Raw genomic sequence first — 20137 nt, forward strand, 5'->3', positions numbered from 1 at the left:
GAGTAAAGATTAAATGTCGCAAAATCAAGATATTACTAAGAAAGAACAGTACAACCTGAATAAATTGCAAAAACGTCTGCGTCGTAACGTGGGCGAAGCGATTGCCGATTTCAATATGATTGAAGATGGCGACCGCATCATGGTCTGCCTGTCCGGCGGTAAAGACAGCTACACCATGCTGGAAATTTTGCGCAATTTGCAGCAAAGCGCCCCTATTAGCTTTTCTCTGATCGCCGTTAACCTGGACCAGAAACAACCCGGTTTCCCCGAGCACATTCTGCCTGAATATCTTGAACAACTTGGCGTTGAGTACAAGATTGTTGAAGAGAATACGTATGGGATCGTGAAAGATAAGATCCCGGAAGGCAAAACCACCTGCTCTCTTTGTTCACGCCTGCGCCGTGGCATTCTCTATCGCACGGCGACGGAACTGGGTGCCACCAAAATCGCCCTGGGCCACCATCGCGACGACATTCTGCAAACCCTGTTCCTGAATATGTTCTACGGCGGGAAAATGAAAGGCATGCCGCCGAAGCTGATGAGCGATGATGGTAAACATATCGTGATCCGCCCGCTGGCCTACTGCCGTGAAAAGGATATTGAACGCTTTGCCGAAGCCAAAGGCTTCCCGATCATCCCTTGTAATCTGTGCGGTTCGCAGCCAAACCTGCAACGTCAGGTGATTGCCGATATGCTGCGCGACTGGGATAAACGCTATCCCGGCCGTATTGAGACCATGTTCAGCGCCATGCAGAACGTGGTGCCTTCACACCTGAGCGACATTAACCTGTTCGATTTCAAAGGCATTAAGCACGGTTCTGATGTTGTCGATGGCGGCGATCTGGCGTTTGATCGTGAAGAGATCCCGCTTCAGCCCGCAGGCTGGCAACCGGAAGAAGACGACAATCAGCTTGACGAGCTGCGTCTGAACGTTGTTGAAGTGAAGTAATGTGAAGCGGGCCGGACACGTTTTGTCTCCGGCCCAACAAGCGTTTATTTCAGCAGGCGAACCCGACAGGTTTTGCCTTTGATCTTCCCATTCTGCAGTTGTTTCCACGCCTTATGCGCCACCGACTGACGGACCGCCACATAAACATGCGCCGGATGAACGGTAATCTTGCCAATATCCGCGCCATCCAGACCAATATCGCCGGTTAACGCGCCCAGCACATCGCCCGGACGCATTTTGGCCTTCTTACCGCCGTCGATACACAACGTCGCCATTTCAGCAACCAGCGGCGTTACCGTGCGCTGAGCCGGAGCGGAGACCCAGTTAAGGGTTATCTGTAGCATTTCAGAGAGAATATTCGCCCGCTGCGCTTCTTCCGGTGCGCAAAAGCTGATAGCCAGACCGCTGTTCCCGGCGCGCGCGGTACGTCCAATGCGGTGAACATGGACTTCCGGATCCCACGCCAGTTCGAAATTCACCACCAACTCCAGCGATTTGATATCGAGTCCGCGCGCCGCAACGTCAGTCGCCACCAGCACCCGCGCACTGCTATTGGCAAAGCGCACCAGCGTCTGATCGCGGTCGCGCTGTTCCAGATCGCCGTGCAGCGCGAGCGCACTTTGTCCAGCCTCATTCAGCGCATCGCACACCGCCTGGCAATCTTTTTTGGTATTACAGAACACCACGCAGGAAGCTGGCTGATGCTGGCTGAGCAACGTTTGCAGCAGCGGAATTTTACCGTGCGTGGACGTTTCAAAGAACTGCTGTTCGATGGCGGGAAGCGCATCCACCGAATCAATTTCGATAGAGAGCGGATTTCGCTGTACGCGACCGCTGATGGCCGCGATCGCTTCCGGCCAGGTCGCCGAAAACAGCAGCGTCTGACGCGACTCGGGCGCGAAGCGGATCACCTCGTCTATCGCCTCACTGAATCCCATATCCAGCATCCGGTCAGCTTCGTCCATCACCAGAGTGGTCAGCGCGTCCAGCGAAACGGTGCCCTTTTGCAGATGATCGAGTAAGCGACCGGGCGTGGCGACAATAATATGCGGCGCATGTTGAAGAGAATCGCGCTGTGCACCGAAAGGTTGTCCACCACAAAGCGTCAGGATTTTAGTATTCGGTAAGAAACGCGCCAGACGACGCAGTTCGCCCGCGACCTGATCCGCCAGTTCGCGCGTCGGGCACAGGACCAGCGACTGCGTCTGAAACAGGGTGACATCAATATGCTGTAACAGCCCGAGACCAAATGCTGCCGTCTTACCGCTGCCGGTTTTCGCCTGCACCCGGACATCCTGCCCGGCAAGGATCGCCGGCAATGCCGCCGCCTGGACGGGTGTCATGGACAGATACCCCAGCTCGTTCAGATTCTCAAGCTGGGCGGCGGGTAACACATTCAGGGTAGCAAAAGCAGTCACAATTTAATCTCACGGTAAACGACTCACAGTCAGCAGGCGCGTATCCTCGCAGATCTGCGCCTGTGATGCGACATTTTAATCGGTTCTTCATCCGGCGGCGGATCCGGCATCGGCTGCGGACGGGGAATCGGCTCAGGGATGGGTATGGGGTCGGTTGGCACGGAATCAGAGAAATGAATCGCCCGATCGTGCAAGGTTAACACAGGTAACATCGTTGCCTCCGGTCTGTCATTGACTCCCTTTTAGGGTAGTTGCTGAAAACAGGCAGACAAAAAAAAGCCGACTTATTTAAGTCGGCGTCGTACGAATCAATTGTGCTATGCAGTAATTCAAAAAAGGAAGTAAGACAATATGGAGCGCAACGCCCATCGCTTGACGTTGCATTCACCTGCAAGAGTGATATTGCCCCTAACAGGCGTCGCATTTATTGACTTCGCTCAATCTTAAAGCCGTTTTTAGGTGTAGAAATCTCTTAAAACACCCGTTTTTACAACCATTTACTACGATGCAACCATAAAGTAACACCACCAATCAGAACCACTAACAGAATGCAAAAGAGTGAAAAACCAAATTGCCACCCTCCGCCGGGTATGCCGCCGAGATTGACGCCGAACAGTCCGGTCAGAAACGTGCTGGGAAGGAAAACCATCGCCATCAATGACATGGTATACGTGCGTCTTGCCAGAGACTCCTGCATCACCTGAGCAATCTCATCCGCCATAACGCCGGTACGGGCGATACAGGCATCAATTTCATCCAGCCCTCTTCCCAGTCGGTCGGCAATGTCCTGCATCCGGCGTCGCTGATCGTCCGTCATCCACGGCAGACGCTCGCTGGCCAGGCGCGAGTACACATCGCGCTGTGGAGCCATATAGCGGCGCATGACGATCAGCTGTTTTCGCAACAGTGCGAGGAATCCGCGCGGCGGGATTTGTTGATCGAGCAGATTGTCTTCGAGATCGATGATTTTATCGTGCAACTCTTCGATAAATTCGCTGGCGTGATCCGTCAGCGCATCGCATACGTCAACCAACCAGCCGCCACAGTCGGCAGGCCCGGTGCCTTCCTGGAGATCGCTGACCACATCGTCAAGCGCCAGCACTTTACGCTGTCGCGTTGAGACGATCAGCCGTTCATCCATATACAGACGCATTGCGACCAGTTGGTCGGGACGTTCATCGGTGCTGCCATTAATACAGCGCAGCGTAATGAGCGTCCCTTCCCCCAGGCGGCTAACGCGCGGACGAAGACTTTCACCGGCCAGCGCGTCACGGACGTTATTCGGCAATAACGGCGTCGTTGCCAGCCATTGCGCGCTGTCCGGATGCGTGTAGTTCAGGTGCAGCCAGCACGGATGTTCGCTGCTGATCACATCATCATCTTCCAGCGGTTTTACGCCGCCTTTGCCGTCCAGCAACCAGGCAAACACCGCATCCGGCACACTGACTTCAGACCCTTTGATGGCTTCCATTTCGCCTCCCATACCTCGCGCTTTTCTGGTTAGTCTAGCCGTCGACGTATGTTAAGCAACCACTCATTCTCCCATTGTGCTGAAATGGCTCATGAAAACCCGCGAGCATAGCGCTTGTGCACCGGGGGGGATATCTCTTCTGCCGAATCACTTAAACGGAATTGATGTGTTTTTGACTGGAGATCGACAACCTGAGATTTCAGAACATCTGACGATCCTGATAATTCGTCCACCATCAGGGTGTTACTTTGCGTCACTTTTTCCAGTTCGTTCATCGCCAGGGTTATCTGATTAATCCCTTTTTCCTGTTCAGTCGTGGTGGCCGATATTTCACTCATCAACTGGCTTAATTGCCCTGCACCCTGAACAATTTCCTGCATATTTTTTTCTGTTTCGCCCACAATCGTTGCGCCTTGCTGCACATTTTGATGAGTCACATCGATGAGCCCCCGAATATTTTTCGCGGCCTCTGCACTTCTGTGCGCCAGATTTCGAACCTCCGTCGCCACGACGGAAAATCCTTTTCCGTGCTCTCCTGCACGCGCTGCTTCTACAGCGGCATTCAGCGCCAGAATATTGGTCTGGAACGCAATATCATCAATCAGGGTGATTATTTCTGTCATTTGCTGCGCACACGCCGTAATCGAATGCATATTACTGGCGACCTGAACCATTAATTCGCTGCCCTTGTACGCGCATTGCATCGCGCTGTCGGCCTGTTGGTTGGCGAGTCGCGTGTGGTCAGCGTTGTTGCGGGTACTGGCTGCCATTTGTTCCATACTGGCGGCGGTCTGGATTAATGAGGCGGACTGCTGTTCTGTTTTTACCGATAATTCAGCGCTGCGGGCAGCCAACTGCTCTGACAACAACAGCGCTGTTTTCGAAGAAAGTCGGATCTCCCGCACCAGCGTCGCGATGCTGCCGGATAAACTGTTGATGCCCGGAATGAGTCTCCCGGCACAGTTATTACCAAATTCAGGAATATGAACAGCGAGATTTCCCGCGGTCACCGCCTCAATACTTCTTTTCACCGTATTGATGGGGGTGACAAGATATATTGTCATGTAGCACCATAATGACAGTAGCGCCAGCAGAAAAATGACGTTCATTGCAATGAATACCGGAAATTTCACCAAGTACATTATTTGCACAACATTGATCATGAAAAAGACAAATAGCAGAAATACGAGAATAAATGTTCTGACGCTAATGTGTTTTAACATTGTAAACCTGTTAGAGGTTAATATGGCAGGTCATATTTATATAGCATCAGAAAAGCATATATTCTTCTCGTTTAGCTCTGTATCTCATCTTCACGCTGAGATTAATTAAATTTACCTTAAAGCGGGATAATGGAAGATAAATTTACCTTATGCTTCATGTTAATCATGGAAGAGACGACTTTCCCCTCCAGGCTCATGAGATTCCACTCCTGAACAGTTAAGTGACACGACACTCTATGTAACGCGCATTAACCACAGCTTAACTGATTAGATTTCATAACGTTTAAATAAGTACCTTCGCGCTTTTGCCGCTTTTCACCGCAGAACGCTAATGAAGAAGGTGAAAATTTCAGGATTTGTCATTTTTTTTTCTCATGCGAAAGGATGAATCCCTGCTAAATTTAACTGCACGACAGACTCTCGATGGAAAGCAAGATGTTGCACATATCATGGGATCCGGTACTAATCGGCATCTCGTTTCTTGTTGCCTTCATTGCTGCATTTGTCTCCCTCGATAGCGCGGGTAAAGTGGCTATTTCTGCGCGGCGAGAATCGATATTCTGGCGCTTATCGGGGGGTATTACGCTCGGTATGGGGATCTGGTCTATGCACTTCATCGCAATGCTGGCGATGAAAATGAGCATGCCCCTTAACTATCATCTGCCGTTGACCCTTCTCTCCCTTGCTATTGCCCTGCTCACGGCGTCGTTTGCAATTCACATTGTGATTCCCGGCACACCGCTCTCACGCATCAGACTGCTGGTCGCAACCGTGGTTCTGAGCATGGGAATGGTCGCCATGCATTATGTTGGGATGGCCGCAGTCGTCGGACAAGGTGCCATCGTCTGGAATCGGGGGCTGGTAGCCCTGTCCGTTATCATCGCCGTCATGGCTTCCGGTCTCGGCCTGCGACTGGCTTTTTCACAGCAGCAGAATACGCGCCAGACGTTGCTTAACCGGTTGGCGGCGTCACTGATTGTCGCGCTGGCGATCTCCGCCATGCACTACACCGGTATGAGCGCGGCCACGTTCAGTCATCATAGCCACACACTCCACACGGGACTCAGTCAGGTTGAACTCGCCATCTGCGTCGCGGGTATCACGCTGGTCACGCTGGGCGTGATGCTGGTGATCTCCATGCTTGACTCGCAGGTGCGGGCGTCGCAACTGGCAGAAAACCTCTCCCATCTCAGCAAGAAACTGACCCAGCAACGTCATTTCGATGCCTTGACAGGGCTGCCCAACCGCGCACAAATCGACACCTGTTTACTGGCCTGTATGGAAGACTCGGCGCTCAACCAGCGGCGGTTTGCCCTTGCTTTTATCGATCTTGACCGTTTTAAAGTCGTCAATGACACCTGGGGTCACCATATTGGCGACCAATTACTGGTAGCCAGTAGCCAGCGCATCCTCGCCTGTCTTGATGACACCATGACGCTTGCCCGCTTAGGGGGAGACGAATTTATTCTATTGATGCCGGAGAACAATACCGAAGCTATCTCCACGCGGATGGACCGTATTGCCAACGCTCTGCGAATGCCTTTCTCTCTCTCAGGCCATGTCATTCGCGTTTCACTCAGCGCCGGGCTCAGCTTCTATCCCGAACACGGTACCACCCCGCATGAGCTACGCGTGAAGTCGGATGTCGCCATGTATCATGTGAAGCAGCAGGGTCGCGACGGCTGGGCCATCTACCAGCCGGAAATGGAAGCCCTTGTCACCACCGCGCCAGCCTTTTTACAGGACCTGTCACAGGCGCTGGCGCGTCATGAATTTGAGCTATGGTATCAGCCAAAATATACTGCCAGTGACCGCACTCTGGCCGGGTTTGAGGCGCTGTTGCGCTGGCGGCATCCTGAACAAGGGCTACTGATGCCTGGCGCGTTTCTCCCCACGCTTGAAGATACGGGTCTCATGCTTTCGGTCGGGAAATGGGTGATTCAGCAGGCCTGTTCGCAGCTCTGTCAATGGACCCAGCAAGGACATACCGACTGGTCGCTTGCGATTAACCTCTCTGCGACGCAGTTTGAACAGCATGATATCGTCGATATCGTCTGTAGCGCGCTTGCCCGTTACCAGATCCTGCCGTCCCGGTTAACGCTGGAAATAACGGAAAGTGCCGTGCTAAAAAATCTCGAGCGCAGCACTCAGATCCTGAATAGCTTTTCGACTGCCGGGATCACGGTTTCAATTGATGATTTCGGAAGCGGATATTCAAATATGCTAATGTTGAAATCACTCCCGGCGCGGGAATTGAAGATCGATCGTATCTTTATTAAAGATATCAATGAGAACAACAAGAACAGCAAAATTGTCTCGACGATTATTGATATCGCCCACTCTATGAATTTACGCGTCGTCGCGGAAGGGATCGAAACGCCTGAGCAAGAGCGACTCCTGACGCAGATGGGGTGTGGCGTACTGCAAGGTTTTTTATATGCCCATCCCTTACCGGCACAGCAAATACCGTCACTATTACAAAAGGATAATCTCATTGAACAACTAAACGTTGTTTCCTGTTTATCACCACAACGTTCTATTACATTATAAAAAACTATTCTCGCATGTTCGCAAAATAATGAATAAAAATAACGGGATTACTGATGATTGCACACAACCTGAATGCACTGGATTTATTAACGCTTCCGGTCTGGATCGTCTCTCCAGGCACCGAAGAATTACTCTTTGCCAATCGTATCGCCAGAGAGATGATGCAAGGATACACCTTCAGCCAACTGCGCAAAGGGGTGTATTCCACCCACGCGCAGACTATCTTACCGAACTATATTACGGATCTTCGCAACCAGCAGGATATTGTCGAAATTCTGACGGTGCCGCGTGAAAATAATCCGGCTGCGCTCACCTGCCGGTTGTCGGTAAAAGACCTGCCGGGCTCCGGTGAAGTGATTCTCTTCGAAGGCATTGATACCCCGGCGGCGCAGGGGCTGAAGGCCAGTCGGTCTGCAACCTATCAGCGTAAAAAGCAGGGATTTTACGCCCGATTTTTTCTCACTAACTCCGCCCCCATGCTGCTGATTGACCCCTCCAGAGAGGGACTTATTGTCGATGCCAACCTGGCGGCGCTCAATTTCTACGGCTACAGCCTGGAGGCAATGTGCCAGAAACATACGTGGGAAATCAATATGTTGGGTCGGAAGATTCTGCCGATTATGCATGAAATTGCGCGACTTCCGGGCGGGCATAAACCGTTAAGTTTTGTCCATAAAATTGCCGATGGCACAACCCGCCATGTGCAAACCTATGCCGGGCCGATTGAAATCTACGGCGACAGACTGATGCTGTGCATCATTCACGACATCACCGAGCAGAAACGCCTCGAACAAGAACTGGAGCACGCCGCCCTGCATGATGCGCTGACCGGATTGCTCAACCGTCGTCAGTTCTATCAACTGACTGAACAGGGACAGATGCAGCATCTGTCCCTGCCCCAGGATTACAGCCTGCTGCTCATTGATACCGACCGGTTTAAAAGCATTAACGACCTGTATGGTCACCTGAAAGGGGATGAGGTGCTCTGCGAGCTGGCGCGAAACCTGGAATCCTGCGCGCGCAACGGTGATTTAGTGTTCCGCTGGGGCGGCGAAGAGTTTATTTTGCTGTTACCGCGTACCCCGCTGGAGACCGCGCTGCAGCTAGCCGAATCCATTCGCGCCTCGGTGGCGAAAATTGGCCTCCCCGGCCTGCCGCGCTTTACCGTGAGCATTGGCGTGGCCCACCACGAACCTAACGAAAGTATCGATGAGCTGTTTAAGCGGGTGGATGCTGCACTCTACCGGGCCAAAAACGATGGGCGAAACCGGGTGCTCGCAGCGTGAAAACGGTGTCCCCCGACGACGCGCACCGTCGCCGGGGTGTCCGGATTTATTTCCCCGCGGCGTCGCGCTGATCAAAAACCTGCTGCGCCAGATGCAGCGTCGCATTGGCGGCAGGCAGTCCGCAGTAAAGCGCCGAATGCATGATCAGCTCTTTCAGTTCCTCACGCGTTACACCGTTGTTGAACGCAGCATTGAGATGCATTTTCAGCTCCGCCTCGCGATTGAGCGCAATCAGCATCGCAATGGTTATCATACTGCGTGTATGCCGATCCAGTCCGGGACGGCTCCAGATATCACCCCATGCATAACGGGTAATAAAGTTCTGAAATTCTTCATTCAGCGGCGTCAGATTTTGCACGGTACGGTCAACATGCGCATCGCCCAGGACACCCCGGCGTATGGCCATTCCCTGCTGATAACGTTCTTCATCCTGCATGCTGTCCTCCCAGAAACGATAATAACGCCGCGTTCACCGTGGCCGGCGCTTCAATAGTGGATAAGTGGGACGCCTTCACCACGGCCAGCACGGAACCTGCAATACGCTGATGCATAAACCGGGCGTCGTCCACGGTGGTGACCGGGTCATATTCTCCGGCGATCAGCAGCACCGGCCGCGTAATACGGCTAATCTGTTCACGTAAATCAGCCGTAGCCAGCGCATCACAGCAGGCGGCGTATCCTTCTGCTGACGAGTCCGCGAGTTGCTGACACAGGGTTGAGACCGTTTGCGGTGCGGACCGACAAAAGGATGGGCTGAACCAGCGTTCAGGGGCGCTGACGGCAATGTCGCGCAGTCCGTTCTGACGAACATGTTGTGCGCGAGCGTGCCAGCCCGCCTCATCACCGATGCGTGCGGCGCTGTTTATCACCGTCACGCTCAGCATCCTCTGAGGATGATGACAGGCAAGCCAGAGCCCGGTGAGCCCTCCCATCGAGATCCCGCAAAAATGCGCTGCCGGAATATCCAGGTGGTCAAGCAACGCAATCACATCCTGCCCTAACCGGGCGAGATCGGTTGGCCCCGTTTTACCCGTAGCACCATGCCCGTGAGTGTCATAGCGCAACACCCGATACTGTGCGCTCAACGCGGCAAGTTGCGGCGCCCACATCGTAAGCGTGGTGCCCAGGGAATTGGATAACACCACCACCGGCGCATCGTCCGGGCCATCAATCTGGTAATTCAGTTCCATGCTGTCGTTCCTCGTAACGTGCAAGCACACGTTGAACAAAGTGTGCCGCGCTGCCGGTCGCCGTGCCGGGATCCAGTAACGCCGCCAGCTGAGATTCATTAAGATGGGCCATCACCTGCGGGTCATCGACAAGCACCGAATGCAGGGATCGATCGTTTTCTATTGCGCGATGGCACAGCCCTTCAATCAGATGGTGCGCGTCCTGTTTGCCGATAAATGCCGCCAGCGCCAGAGTGACCGCTTCCGCCATCATCAGACCGTGGGTGATGTCCAGGTTGTCACGCATCTTTTGCGGAAAAACCTGCATATGCAGGGCGAGCAGCTGGGTTTCCTCCAGCGCGTGCCCGACCAGCATGACGACCTCCGGCAGGACTTCCCATTCGGCCTGCCAGCCGCCGAGCGCGCGTTCATGCTGCTGTAGCTGACAACCAAAGAGTGTGGCCATCAGCCCTGGCGTACGCTGCGTGGCGGTCAGGATCGCCGCACAGCTTACCGGATTTCGTTTATGCGGCATCGCCGACGATCCGCCCCGACCTGCGGCGGCAGGTTCGCTGACTTCTGCCACTTCAGTCTGCATCAGCAGCGCAAAGTCCTGAGCAAACTTGCCGAGGGTACCACCAACACCGGCATACCATGCCCCGACTTCTAACAGTCTATCGCGCTGGGTATGCCAGGGCGTATCCGGCAGCGTCAGCGCCAGTTCCTGCGCAAGCCGTTCTGCCACCGGTAGAGCGTCCTGTCCGAGTGATGCCAGCGTTCCCGCCGCGCCGCCAAACTGCAGCACCTGGACGCGAGGCCGCAACTGTTGCAGGCGTTCCTGCCAGCGCAGCAGCGCATCAAGCGTGCTCGCCAGTTTTAAGCCCCAGGTCACCGGCAGCGCCTGCTGCATCCAGGTACGCCCAGGCATGACGGTGTGCTGGTAGTGCAATGCCTGACGGGCAAAGGTTTCTGTCAACTGACCCAGCGCGCGTTGCGTGTGATTCAGCGCGGCACGCAGTTGCAGCACCAGACCGGTATCGATCGCATCCTGACTGGTTGCCCCCCAGTGGACGTAGCGCGCCGCGTCAGGATCTGCGCTCTTCACCCGTTCGGTTAAGTGTTTTACCAGCGGAATCGCCAGATTGCCTGCCGCCCGCGCCGATTCCGCCAGCGCGGGCAGATCAAACAACTCCGCGCGACAGGCCTGGGCGATAGGCCCGGCAGCCGTTGCCGGGATCACTCCGCAGGCGGCCTGCGCGCGGGCAAGCGCGGCTTCAAAATCGAGCATTCCCTGGAGAAGCTGTAAATCTGAAAATTCTGCCGTGAGCGCCGTTCCGCGCATCAACGGGGTTAGCAAGGTCATTCCTGCTCCTTACACACGTTCAATAATCAATGCGATCCCCTGACCCACGCCAATGCACATCGTACACAGCGCATAGCGGCCGCCGGTACGCTGTAACTGGTAAGCGGCGGTCATCGCCAGACGACCGCCCGATGCCCCCAGAGGGTGGCCGAGGGCAATCGCGCCGCCGTTGGGATTCACCTGGGCGGCATCATCGGGTAGCCCCAAATCGCGCATCACCGCCAGCGCCTGCGCGGCAAACGCTTCGTTAAGTTCGATGACATCCATCTGACTGAGCGTTAATCCTGTTTGTGCCAGCACTTTACGGACCGCCGGTGCCGGACCGAAGCCCATAATTCGCGGGGCGACCCCAGCGGTTGCCACACCGACAATACGCACCAGCGGTTGCAACCCCTGCTGTACCATCGCCTGTTCACTGGCGATGAGCAGCGCACAGGCACCGTCGTTGACGCCAGACGCATTGCCCGCCGATACCGTACCGTCGGCGCGAACCACGCCTTTCAGCCTGGCGAGCGCCTCCAGCGACGTTGCGCGCGGATGCTCATCCTCGCGAAAGATCAGCGGATCGCCCCTTTTCTGTGACACTGTCACAGGAATCAATTCTTGCGCGAACAGTCCCTGCTCCTGAGCGGCAGCGGTGCGTAACTGGCTGCGCAGGGCAAACGCATCCTGATCGGTGCGCGATATGCCAAACTCCTGCGCCACGTTTTCCGCCGTTTCCGGCATAGAATCTACACCATAGCGTGCTTTCATTTGCGCGTTGATAAAACGCCAGCCAATCGTGGTGTCTTCGATTTTCATATTCCGGCTGAAGGCGTTTTCTGCTTTACCCATCACAAATGGCGCACGCGACATGCTCTCCACGCCACCCGCGATCATCAGCTGCGTTTCACCACTTTTAATCGCTCGCGCGGCGATGCCGATGGCATCAAGGCTGGATCCGCACAGACGGTTCACCGTGCTGCCCGGAACGCTTTCCGGTAGCCCGGCCAGCAGCAGCGCCATCCGCGCCACGTTGCGGTTATCTTCCCCCGCCTGATTTGCACAGCCGTAAATCACATCATCAATCAGCGCCGGATCGAGGCCAGGATTACGTTCAAGCAAGGCTTTCAGCACAATGGCGGCCAAATCGTCAGCCCTGACGCTCGCCAGCGTTCCGCCGAAGCGACCAAAAGGGGTCCGCACTGCATCGCAGATAAATGCCTGATTCATCATAGTTCCTTATGCGCTTTGCGCCAGCGGTTCACAGCTCAACGTTACCGGCGTCAGACGCTGCAACTCCTCAAAAGAGAGACCGTTGAAAATCTCCCGGACAACCGGCCCCGTGTCGGTAATGTCGATCACTGCCAGGTCGGTATAGATACGGCTGACACAGCCCATGCCCGTCAGTGGGTAGGTGCAGTACTCAACCAGTTTGCACTCACCGTCGCGGGTCAGATGGTCCATCATCACGAAAACCTGGCGCGCACCGATCGCCAGATCCATTGCGCCGCCCACGGCGGGAATGGCGTCCGGCGCACCGGTACTCCAGTTGGCAAGATCCCCTGATGCAGAGACCTGATACGCCCCCAGCACGCAGATATCGAGGTGTCCGCCGCGCATCATGGCGAAAGAGTCGCCGTGGTGGAAAAAGCAACCGCCCTGCAACAAGGTGACGTACTCTTTTCCGGCGTTAATCAGTTCCGGATCTTCTTCCCCTTCTGCAGGTTTTGGCCCCATCCCGAGCAGGCCATTTTCACTGTGCAGGAAAATCTCTTTTTCCGCCGGCAGGTAGTTGGCGATGCGGGTCGGCAAGCCGATCCCCAGATTGACGTATGCTCCTTCAGGAATATCCTGCGCCACGCGTCTGGCCATGTCGTCACGGGATAATTTCTTCATCATTTACTCCTTACGCGCGCAGCGCAGCGTGGGTGAGGTTTTCCAGAGAAAACACGCGCTGGACAAAAATACCGGGCGTGATGACGTGCTCGGGATCGAGTTCGCCCAGCGGGACAATCTGATTCACCTCCACCACGGTGGTTTGCGCGGCGGTCGCCATGATGGGGCCAAAATTACGCGCCGCTTTTCGATACACCAGATTTCCCCAGCGATCGGCCTGGTGCGCCTTAATCAGAGCAAAATCGGCTTTGATCGGATAGTCGAGTACATAGTTTTTCCCCTTGATGCGGCGGGTTTCTTTACCTTCCGCCAGCGGGGTGCCGTAGCCTGTCGGCGTATAAATGGCTCCCAGTCCGGCCCCGGCAGCCTGAATCCGCGCCGCCAGATTACCCTGCGGCACCAGTTCCAGCTCAACCTCGCCGCGGCGATACAGCGCGTCAAAAACCTGTGAATCCACCTGACGCGGAAAGGAGCAGATCATTTTGCGCACGCGTCTGGCCTTCAACAGCGCCGCCAGACCGATTTCACCGTTGCCCGCATTGTTATTGATGATGGTGAGGTCGCGAGCACCCTGCGCAATGAGCGCATCGATCAACGTGGTGGGTTGTCCGGCGGTACCAAAGCCCCCAATCATGATGGTGGCACCATCCGGGATCCCGGCGATGGCCTCCTCCAGCGAAGGCACACTTTTATCAATCATCAGCTCGCTCCTTTTGGTGCGTATTTCGCACATTTTTGCGTTGTTCGCACAAAATGTGACCCACTTAACGAAGTCAGGCAAGGGCGATAATCGAAATATGGTGCGATTATCGAACATCATTTATATTTGTACGAAGAATGTGATCCGTGGCGAACAACGAGAGGAAAACAGTGGAAAAACATCCTGATGACCGACTGAACAATGAGGCCGATCCGTTCAAGGGCGACCCTAACTACATGGCTTCACTGGCGCGTGGGCTGGAGGTGATTCAGGCGTTTACGCCGCAACGGCGGGTTATGTCAATATCGCAGATTAGCCAGAAAACCGGGATACCGCGCGCGGCGGTCAGACGCTGTCTGTATACGCTGGGAAAACTGGGGTTTGTCTATGCCGAAGATGGAAAAAATTTTGAATTACGCCCACGAATCCTGGCGCTGGGACATGCTTATCTGGCCTCTACGCCGCTGGCACGTGCCACGCAACCGGTTCTGAAGCATCTGAGCGAAATGCTCAATGAGTCCTGTTCCATCGCCACCCTCGACGGTGACGATATTTTGTATATCGCCCGCGCCTCCAGTTCACGCATTATGACCATCGATCTGGACATCGGCAGTCGACTGCCCGCGTGGTCCACTTCAATGGGACGCGTGCTGCTCAGTCATCTTTCTGAGGACAAGCTGAACGACATGCTCGGTCGCATCACCATGATCCGCTACACCTCGCAGACCGTGGATTCCGTCCCCGCCCTGCGCGCCGAACTGAAGAAAGTGCGGCAACAGGGCTATGCATTAAACGATCAGGAACTGGAGATGGGGCTGCGATCCATTGCCGTACCGCTGATGAACAGTCAGGGCCAGGTTCAGGCCGCGTTGAACGTGGGAGTACATGCTGGCCAGGTGACGGCGGACGAGTTGCGCAACCGGGTGCTGCCTGAGTTGCAGAAAGCCGCGCAGGAGCTGTCGCTGTTGCTGCATTAACGGCTTCGCTTGGCGTGGCGCTCCCAGTTCTCCTGCTTCGCCTGTGCGGTCTTGCGCAGCGCCACGTAACACGCCCCGCTGCCGCCATGATGCGGCAGCGCCGTGCAATACGCCTGAACGTCGTCGAATTCGATCAACCAGCGCGCCACGTAGCTGCGTACGATGTTGGCATGTGAGTTATCGTCTCGTCCTTTGCCATGAATGATCAGTACGTTACGCAGACCATCCTGTAACGACTGGAGAAGAAAACTGAACAGCTGTTGGCGGCACGCTTCCACCGGTTGACGCAACAGGTTCAGGCTCGCCTGCTGGCTGTACTTCCCTGTGTGCAGTTTATCGAGCACGCCCTGCTGCAATCCCTCGCGACGAAACGCCAGCGGCTGCGTCAGCGGGACGACCTCCAGAAAACCGGTGGTGAAAAAATTATCCAGTTGGAGTGTATCAATGCGCTGCGGGGTACGCGTATTGCGCACGGGTTGCCAGTGTACGTCGGCGCAACGTTTCAGCGGCTGAACATCCTCCATGGCGTCAAGAAATAATGATTTGTCGTCAAGGTTCATGCTCCGTCCTCCCGCTTTTAAAGACAGCCACTATCATAACCGTCGCCCAGAAGGGCGACAACGGTTTACAGATGTTTCCAGTAAACATCGGGATGTCATAAACCCATGATGCACTAAGTACCGTCGATTTTATCCATGATTAACTCATATTGAGTGATTCTAAAATCCATTTGATTTAACTTAGATTTTCGTGAAATCAATCACCCATGATGGCTGGCATCAGTAAACGGTTCTTGCTATAAGACATTACCCGCCACACGGAATAATAACGGGAACACATGAAGGATAAACTGCTGTGTGTACTGTAGAGTCTGGCGGATGTCGACAGGCTCTATTTTTTTATCCCAAATCAGAGGTATAGCGCTGCTGACGACGACCATGATACGTTGACGCCCACCGACTGCATGCCAACGAGGCAACCGATGCTGACACTACTGGAAGAGAAAATGATGACCCCGCTGGGTCCGCTTTGGGTGATTTGCGATGAGCAATACAGGCTGCGCGCCATCGAGTGGGAACAGTACAGCGATCGTATGGTGCAACTGCTGGATATCCATTACCGCGCCGAAGGTTATACCCGCATCAGCGCGACGAATCCGGGCGGCCTGTGCGATAAACTTGCCGACTACTTTGCCGGCAACCTCAGCGCGATCGATTCGCTGCCTACCGCCACCGGCGGTACCCCTTTTCAGCGGGAAGTCTGGCAGACATTACGCACCATTCCTTGTGGTCAGGTGATGCACTACGGCCAGTTGGCTGAACAATTGGGACGTCCTGGGGCCGCGCGGGCGGTTGGCGCGGCGAACGGTTCGAATCCAATCAGCATTGTGGTGCCCTGCCACCGCGTCATCGGACGCAACGGCACCATGACCGGTTATGCTGGCGGCGTGCAGCGGAAAGAGTGGCTGTTGCGCCATGAAGGTTACCTGTTACTGTAATATCCAGGCAATTCGTGCCTTCTTGCTCACACTTTTACGTAAAGACGCCACACGGAAAGTATGGATTTTCAAAGAGATAGAAATAATTTGCTCACGTATACCAGAATTATCCGCTATTGGGGTTAGCTCAGACTTACGTGCTCACCAAAAAGATGTTAAAATTGACAAATATCAATTACGGCTTGAGCAGACCTATGATCCCGGAAAAGCGAATTATACGGCGCATTCAGTCTGGCGGTTGTGCTATCCATTGCCAGGATTGCAGTATCAGCCAGCTTTGCATCCCGTTCACACTTAACGAGCATGAGCTTGATCAGCTTGATAATATCATCGAGCGTAAAAAGCCGATCCAGAAAGGCCAGACGCTGTTTAAGGCGGGTGATGAGCTGAAATCGCTCTATGCCATTCGTTCCGGTACGATCAAGAGCTATACCATTACTGAACAAGGCGATGAGCAGATAACAGGCTTCCACCTCGCGGGCGACCTGGTTGGTTTCGACGCGATCGGTAGCGGTCATCATCCGAGTTTTGCGCAGGCACTGGAAACCTCAATGGTCTGTGAAATCCCGTTTGAGACACTTGATGATCTGTCCGGCAAAATGCCGAACCTGCGTCAGCAGATGATGCGTCTGATGAGTGGTGAGATCAAAGGCGACCAGGATATGATCCTGTTGCTGTCGAAGAAAAACGCGGAAGAGCGTCTGGCGGCATTTATCTATAACCTGTCCCGTCGCTTCGCGCAGCGAGGCTTCTCTCCACGTGAATTCCGACTGACCATGACCCGTGGGGATATCGGTAACTACCTGGGCCTGACCGTTGAAACGATCAGCCGTTTGCTGGGTCGTTTCCAGAAGAGCGGGATGCTGGCGGTGAAGGGGAAATACATCACCATCGAAAACAGTGATGCGCTGGCGGTACTCGCCGGACACACCCGTAACGTTGCTTAATCTTTCCGCAACCCTTCTGAAACCCTTCTGTCGAATCGCTAAATTTTCCTGATTTATTGATCTGACAGAAGGTTCTTCCCTGTTTCAATTCACATTCTTGGGTTACTCTTTTAGTTACAAACTGCGATGACAGTTGTAAGGAGACCCTGTATGGCTATGTATCAAAACATGCTGGTGGTTATCGATCCGAATCAGGACGATCAACCTGCGTTACGGCGTGCGGTTTATTTGCATCAACGGATTGGTGGCAAAATTAAAGCCTTTTTGCCGATCTACGACTTTTCCTACGAGATGACCACCCTGCTGTCGCCCGATGAGCGTACAGCCATGCGTCAGGGCGTCATTAGTCAGCGGACAGCCTGGATACGCGAACAAGCAAAATACTACATCGAAGCAGGCGTTCCTGTTGACATTAAAGTGGTCTGGCACAACCGTCCTTTTGAAGCCATTATTCAGGAAGTCATTAGCGCCGGGCACGATCTGGTGCTGAAGATGGCGCACCAGCATGACAGACTGGAGGCGGTTATCTTTACACCGACCGACTGGCATCTGCTGCGTAAATGCCCAAGCCCGGTGTGGATGGTAAAAGACCAGCCCTGGCCGGAAGGCGGTAAAGCGCTGGTAGCGGTAAACCTCGCCAGCGAAGAGCCCTACCACAATGCGCTGAATGAAAAGCTGGTGAAAGAGACGCTACAACTCGCCGAGCAGGTCAATCATACTGAGGTGCATCTGGTCGGGGCCTATCCTGTCACCCCTATCAATATCGCCATTGAACTGCCGGAGTTTGATCCCAGCGTCTATAACGATGCGATTCGCGGTCAGCACCTGCTGGCAATGAAAGCGCTGCGGCAAAAATTCAGCATCGACGAGAAAGTCACGCACGTCGAAAAAGGATTACCGGAAGAGGTGATCCCCGATTTAGCAGAACATCTGCAGGCGGGGATTGTGGTTCTGGGGACGGTGGGTCGTACCGGGATTTCCGCCGCGTTCCTGGGCAACACGGCGGAACAGGTCATCGATCACCTGCGTTGCGACCTGCTGGTCATCAAGCCCGATCAGTACCAGACGCCTGTTGAACTTGATGACGATGAAGACGACTAACGCGTCGTGAAAGAAACCAAAGGCCCGAATAATCGGGCCTTTTTTATTGTTTGTCCTCACCGCCGAGGAAGTAAATCCCCAACGGGATGGCGAGCAGCACAGTGAAAACAAGGCTATAGACGAAAATCATTGATGACTGAATGATATACATCGACGTCGTCCAGTCAGAAAGCGGAATATCATACTGTTCAATCACCCCGCCGATCGTGGCGCGTGTGACAACCGATGCGGCAATGATAAACACCCCCAGCAGGCACAGCAGAAACTTTTTGCCCTTCGCCGTCTTTAGCTTTTCCATCATCATAATGCCCTTCTGTTACTGAAAGTCCGTTACTTTAGCGCAACAATACCATGACAATGCGCAAAAGTCTTCACGCACAAATGCGTCACATTGAAATCTTATTGGTATGAAAATGCCGATATCACTATTTATCGCCACGATTCTTTGATGACTCAATTGTTTATCCTGAGTATCATGATTAAGACTGTGGCTATATTGCTGTTATTTAAAAGGGACCGGAATACCGGGGATAACGATGTTTACTGACCTGTTTGTAAAAAACATCTTCAATGTGACGGTTATTTTAAGTAGCCTTTTCAGCTTAATTCTGATGAATTTTTGGTTTCATCACGGTAATAAAAAGAAGAAAGGGTTTGTTCTGCATGTCATCCAGTTTCTTATTTACACCCTGATCATTAGTACATTGGGTAGCGTCGCGAATACGGTCATTACGCATTATCATATCAGCGCGATCTCATCCAGTTTTGTCGACTTTGTCTGTACTTCACTGATTGCGCTGATTCTGACCCTGAAACTGTTTCTGCTCATTAACCAGTTTGAAAAATCGCAAATAAATAAAGGTCATGATATCACCCGCGCGAGAATTTTATCGCGGATAATCAAAATCACCCTCGTTATCGTCATCATTCTGCTGTATGGCGAACACTTCGGTATGAGTCTGTCGGGATTACTGACCTTCGGCGGAATTGGCGGTATCGCGGTCGGGATGGCCGGGAAAGATATTTTGAGCAATTTCTTTTCAGGAATCATGCTCTATTTCGACCGCCCTTTCAGCATCGGTGACTGGGTGCGATCACCGGATCGCAATATTGAAGGCACCGTGACGGAAATTGGCTGGCGAATGACCAAAATCACCACTTTCGATCATCGGCCCTTATACGTTCCCAACTCAATTTTTTCCTCGATTAGCGTCGAAAACCCAGGCCGCATGAGTAACCGGCGAATCAACACGGTTGTCGGGTTACGTTACGAAGATGCCAGCAAAATCGGTGCTATCGTCGCGGATATACGGCAGATGCTACAAACCCATAATGATATCGATCAGCAACAAACGCTGCTGGTCTATTTCAATGGCTTTGGCGACTCCTCGTTAAATATCATGGTGTACTGTTTTACCCGCACCACGATCTGGGAAGAGTGGCTGGCCGTACAGCAACAGGTTTATCTTAATATTATTGATATTGTACAGAATCATGGTGCTGACTTTGCCTTCCCGAGCCAGACGCTCTATATCAATGAAACCGGTAGCGGTTCGTGACGTTTACTATCCCCGCCCCGGACATCGCGATCCGGGGCTGGGGATCCC

Annotated in this window: 20 protein-coding genes; 8 read left to right on the top strand and 12 right to left on the bottom strand. The window is 53.7% G+C overall.

Going from position 1 to position 20137, the window contains the following annotated elements; all coding sequences use genetic code 11:
- Positions 1–13: 13 nt before the first annotated feature.
- Positions 14–949 carry a tRNA 2-thiocytidine(32) synthetase TtcA gene (gene ttcA, locus ACERJC_RS07335; RefSeq protein ID WP_152404494.1) on the top strand — a complete coding sequence of 312 codons (936 nt, stop codon included), beginning with the start codon at positions 14–16 and terminating at the stop codon, positions 947–949.
- Positions 950–993: 44 nt separating this feature from the next.
- Here ttcA and dbpA read toward each other — a convergent pair whose 3' ends face one another.
- From dbpA to ACERJC_RS07355, 4 genes are all read right to left on the bottom strand, one after another.
- Positions 994–2367, bottom strand: coding sequence for an ATP-dependent RNA helicase DbpA (dbpA, locus tag ACERJC_RS07340; protein WP_373671365.1), 1374 nt, complete (start codon positions 2365–2367; stop codon positions 994–996).
- 29 nt (positions 2368–2396) lie between these two features.
- Complete coding sequence (ynaL, locus tag ACERJC_RS07345; RefSeq protein ID WP_152404490.1) at positions 2397–2579, bottom strand: proline-rich small protein YnaL; 183 nt, start codon at positions 2577–2579, stop codon at positions 2397–2399.
- 275 nt (positions 2580–2854) lie between these two features.
- Positions 2855–3838, bottom strand: coding sequence for a zinc transporter ZntB (gene zntB, locus ACERJC_RS07350; RefSeq protein ID WP_152404488.1), 984 nt, complete (start codon positions 3836–3838; stop codon positions 2855–2857).
- 89 nt (positions 3839–3927) lie between these two features.
- Entirely contained in the window at positions 3928–5061 is a 1134-nt protein-coding gene (locus ACERJC_RS07355) for a methyl-accepting chemotaxis protein (protein ID WP_373671366.1), read from the bottom strand.
- A 435-nt stretch (positions 5062–5496) separates the two neighbouring features.
- On the opposite strand from ACERJC_RS07355, the gene ACERJC_RS07360 reads away from it, so the two are divergent.
- Entirely contained in the window at positions 5497–7611 is a 2115-nt protein-coding gene (locus tag ACERJC_RS07360; RefSeq protein WP_373671367.1) for a putative bifunctional diguanylate cyclase/phosphodiesterase, read from the top strand.
- 53 nt (positions 7612–7664) lie between these two features.
- Positions 7665–8897, top strand: a complete 1233-nt coding sequence (locus tag ACERJC_RS07365) for a diguanylate cyclase domain-containing protein (RefSeq protein WP_373671368.1) — start codon at positions 7665–7667, stop codon at positions 8895–8897.
- 46 nt (positions 8898–8943) lie between these two features.
- Here ACERJC_RS07365 and pcaC read toward each other — a convergent pair whose 3' ends face one another.
- From pcaC to ACERJC_RS07395, 6 genes are read right to left on the bottom strand one after another with little or no spacing between them, the layout of a single operon-like run.
- A complete protein-coding gene (pcaC, locus tag ACERJC_RS07370; RefSeq protein ID WP_152404480.1) occupies positions 8944–9333 on the bottom strand; it encodes a 4-carboxymuconolactone decarboxylase in 390 nt (129 codons plus the stop codon).
- Positions 9323–10087, bottom strand: coding sequence for a 3-oxoadipate enol-lactonase (gene pcaD, locus ACERJC_RS07375; RefSeq protein WP_373671369.1), 765 nt, complete (start codon positions 10085–10087; stop codon positions 9323–9325). The genes pcaC and pcaD overlap by 11 nt, the downstream gene beginning before the upstream one ends.
- Complete coding sequence (locus ACERJC_RS07380) at positions 10065–11429, bottom strand: 3-carboxy-cis,cis-muconate cycloisomerase (protein ID WP_373671370.1); 1365 nt, start codon at positions 11427–11429, stop codon at positions 10065–10067. Before ACERJC_RS07380 ends, pcaD begins: the two co-directional genes overlap by 23 nt.
- A gap of 9 nt (positions 11430–11438) precedes the next feature.
- Positions 11439–12641: a 3-oxoadipyl-CoA thiolase gene (gene pcaF, locus ACERJC_RS07385; protein WP_373671687.1), complete on the bottom strand. Its 1203-nt coding sequence runs from the start codon at positions 12639–12641 to the stop codon at positions 11439–11441.
- Between the two features lie 9 nt (positions 12642–12650).
- A complete protein-coding gene (locus ACERJC_RS07390; RefSeq protein WP_371896409.1) occupies positions 12651–13307 on the bottom strand; it encodes a 3-oxoacid CoA-transferase subunit B in 657 nt (218 codons plus the stop codon).
- A gap of 10 nt (positions 13308–13317) precedes the next feature.
- Positions 13318–14007, bottom strand: a complete 690-nt coding sequence (locus ACERJC_RS07395) for a 3-oxoacid CoA-transferase subunit A (RefSeq protein WP_373671371.1) — start codon at positions 14005–14007, stop codon at positions 13318–13320.
- A gap of 170 nt (positions 14008–14177) precedes the next feature.
- Here ACERJC_RS07395 and ACERJC_RS07400 point away from each other — a divergent pair, with 170 nt between their 5' ends.
- Positions 14178–14984 (top strand): IclR family transcriptional regulator domain-containing protein, encoded by an 807-nt coding sequence (locus ACERJC_RS07400; RefSeq protein ID WP_152404472.1) that lies wholly within the window; start codon positions 14178–14180, stop codon positions 14982–14984.
- Here ACERJC_RS07400 and smrA read toward each other — a convergent pair.
- Positions 14981–15544: a DNA endonuclease SmrA gene (gene smrA / locus ACERJC_RS07405; RefSeq protein WP_373671372.1), complete on the bottom strand. Its 564-nt coding sequence runs from the start codon at positions 15542–15544 to the stop codon at positions 14981–14983. The two genes, ACERJC_RS07400 and smrA, sit on opposite strands and share 4 nt — an antisense overlap.
- 422 nt (positions 15545–15966) lie before the next feature.
- On the opposite strand from smrA, the gene ogt reads away from it, so the two are divergent.
- From ogt to uspE, 3 genes are all read left to right on the top strand, one after another.
- Positions 15967–16482, top strand: a complete 516-nt coding sequence (gene ogt, locus ACERJC_RS07410; RefSeq protein WP_152404468.1) for a methylated-DNA--[protein]-cysteine S-methyltransferase — start codon at positions 15967–15969, stop codon at positions 16480–16482.
- Between the two features lie 194 nt (positions 16483–16676).
- Positions 16677–17429 (top strand): fumarate/nitrate reduction transcriptional regulator Fnr, encoded by a 753-nt coding sequence (gene fnr / locus ACERJC_RS07415; protein ID WP_003020397.1) that lies wholly within the window; start codon positions 16677–16679, stop codon positions 17427–17429.
- A 150-nt stretch (positions 17430–17579) separates the two neighbouring features.
- A complete protein-coding gene (gene uspE, locus ACERJC_RS07420) occupies positions 17580–18530 on the top strand; it encodes a universal stress protein UspE (protein ID WP_192478953.1) in 951 nt (316 codons plus the stop codon).
- A gap of 43 nt (positions 18531–18573) precedes the next feature.
- Here the strand turns inward: uspE and ACERJC_RS07425 are convergent, their stop codons facing one another.
- Positions 18574–18834, bottom strand: coding sequence for a DUF2534 family protein (locus tag ACERJC_RS07425; protein ID WP_152404464.1), 261 nt, complete (start codon positions 18832–18834; stop codon positions 18574–18576).
- A gap of 232 nt (positions 18835–19066) precedes the next feature.
- Between ACERJC_RS07425 and ACERJC_RS07430 the strand changes: the two genes are divergently transcribed.
- Entirely contained in the window at positions 19067–20089 is a 1023-nt protein-coding gene (locus tag ACERJC_RS07430; protein ID WP_373671373.1) for a mechanosensitive ion channel family protein, read from the top strand.
- Positions 20090–20137 lie beyond the last annotated feature (48 nt).

It is taken from the genome of Citrobacter telavivensis (genome assembly GCF_041807075.1).
In the GTDB taxonomy this organism is placed as follows: Bacteria; Pseudomonadota; Gammaproteobacteria; order Enterobacterales; family Enterobacteriaceae; genus Citrobacter_A; species Citrobacter_A telavivensis.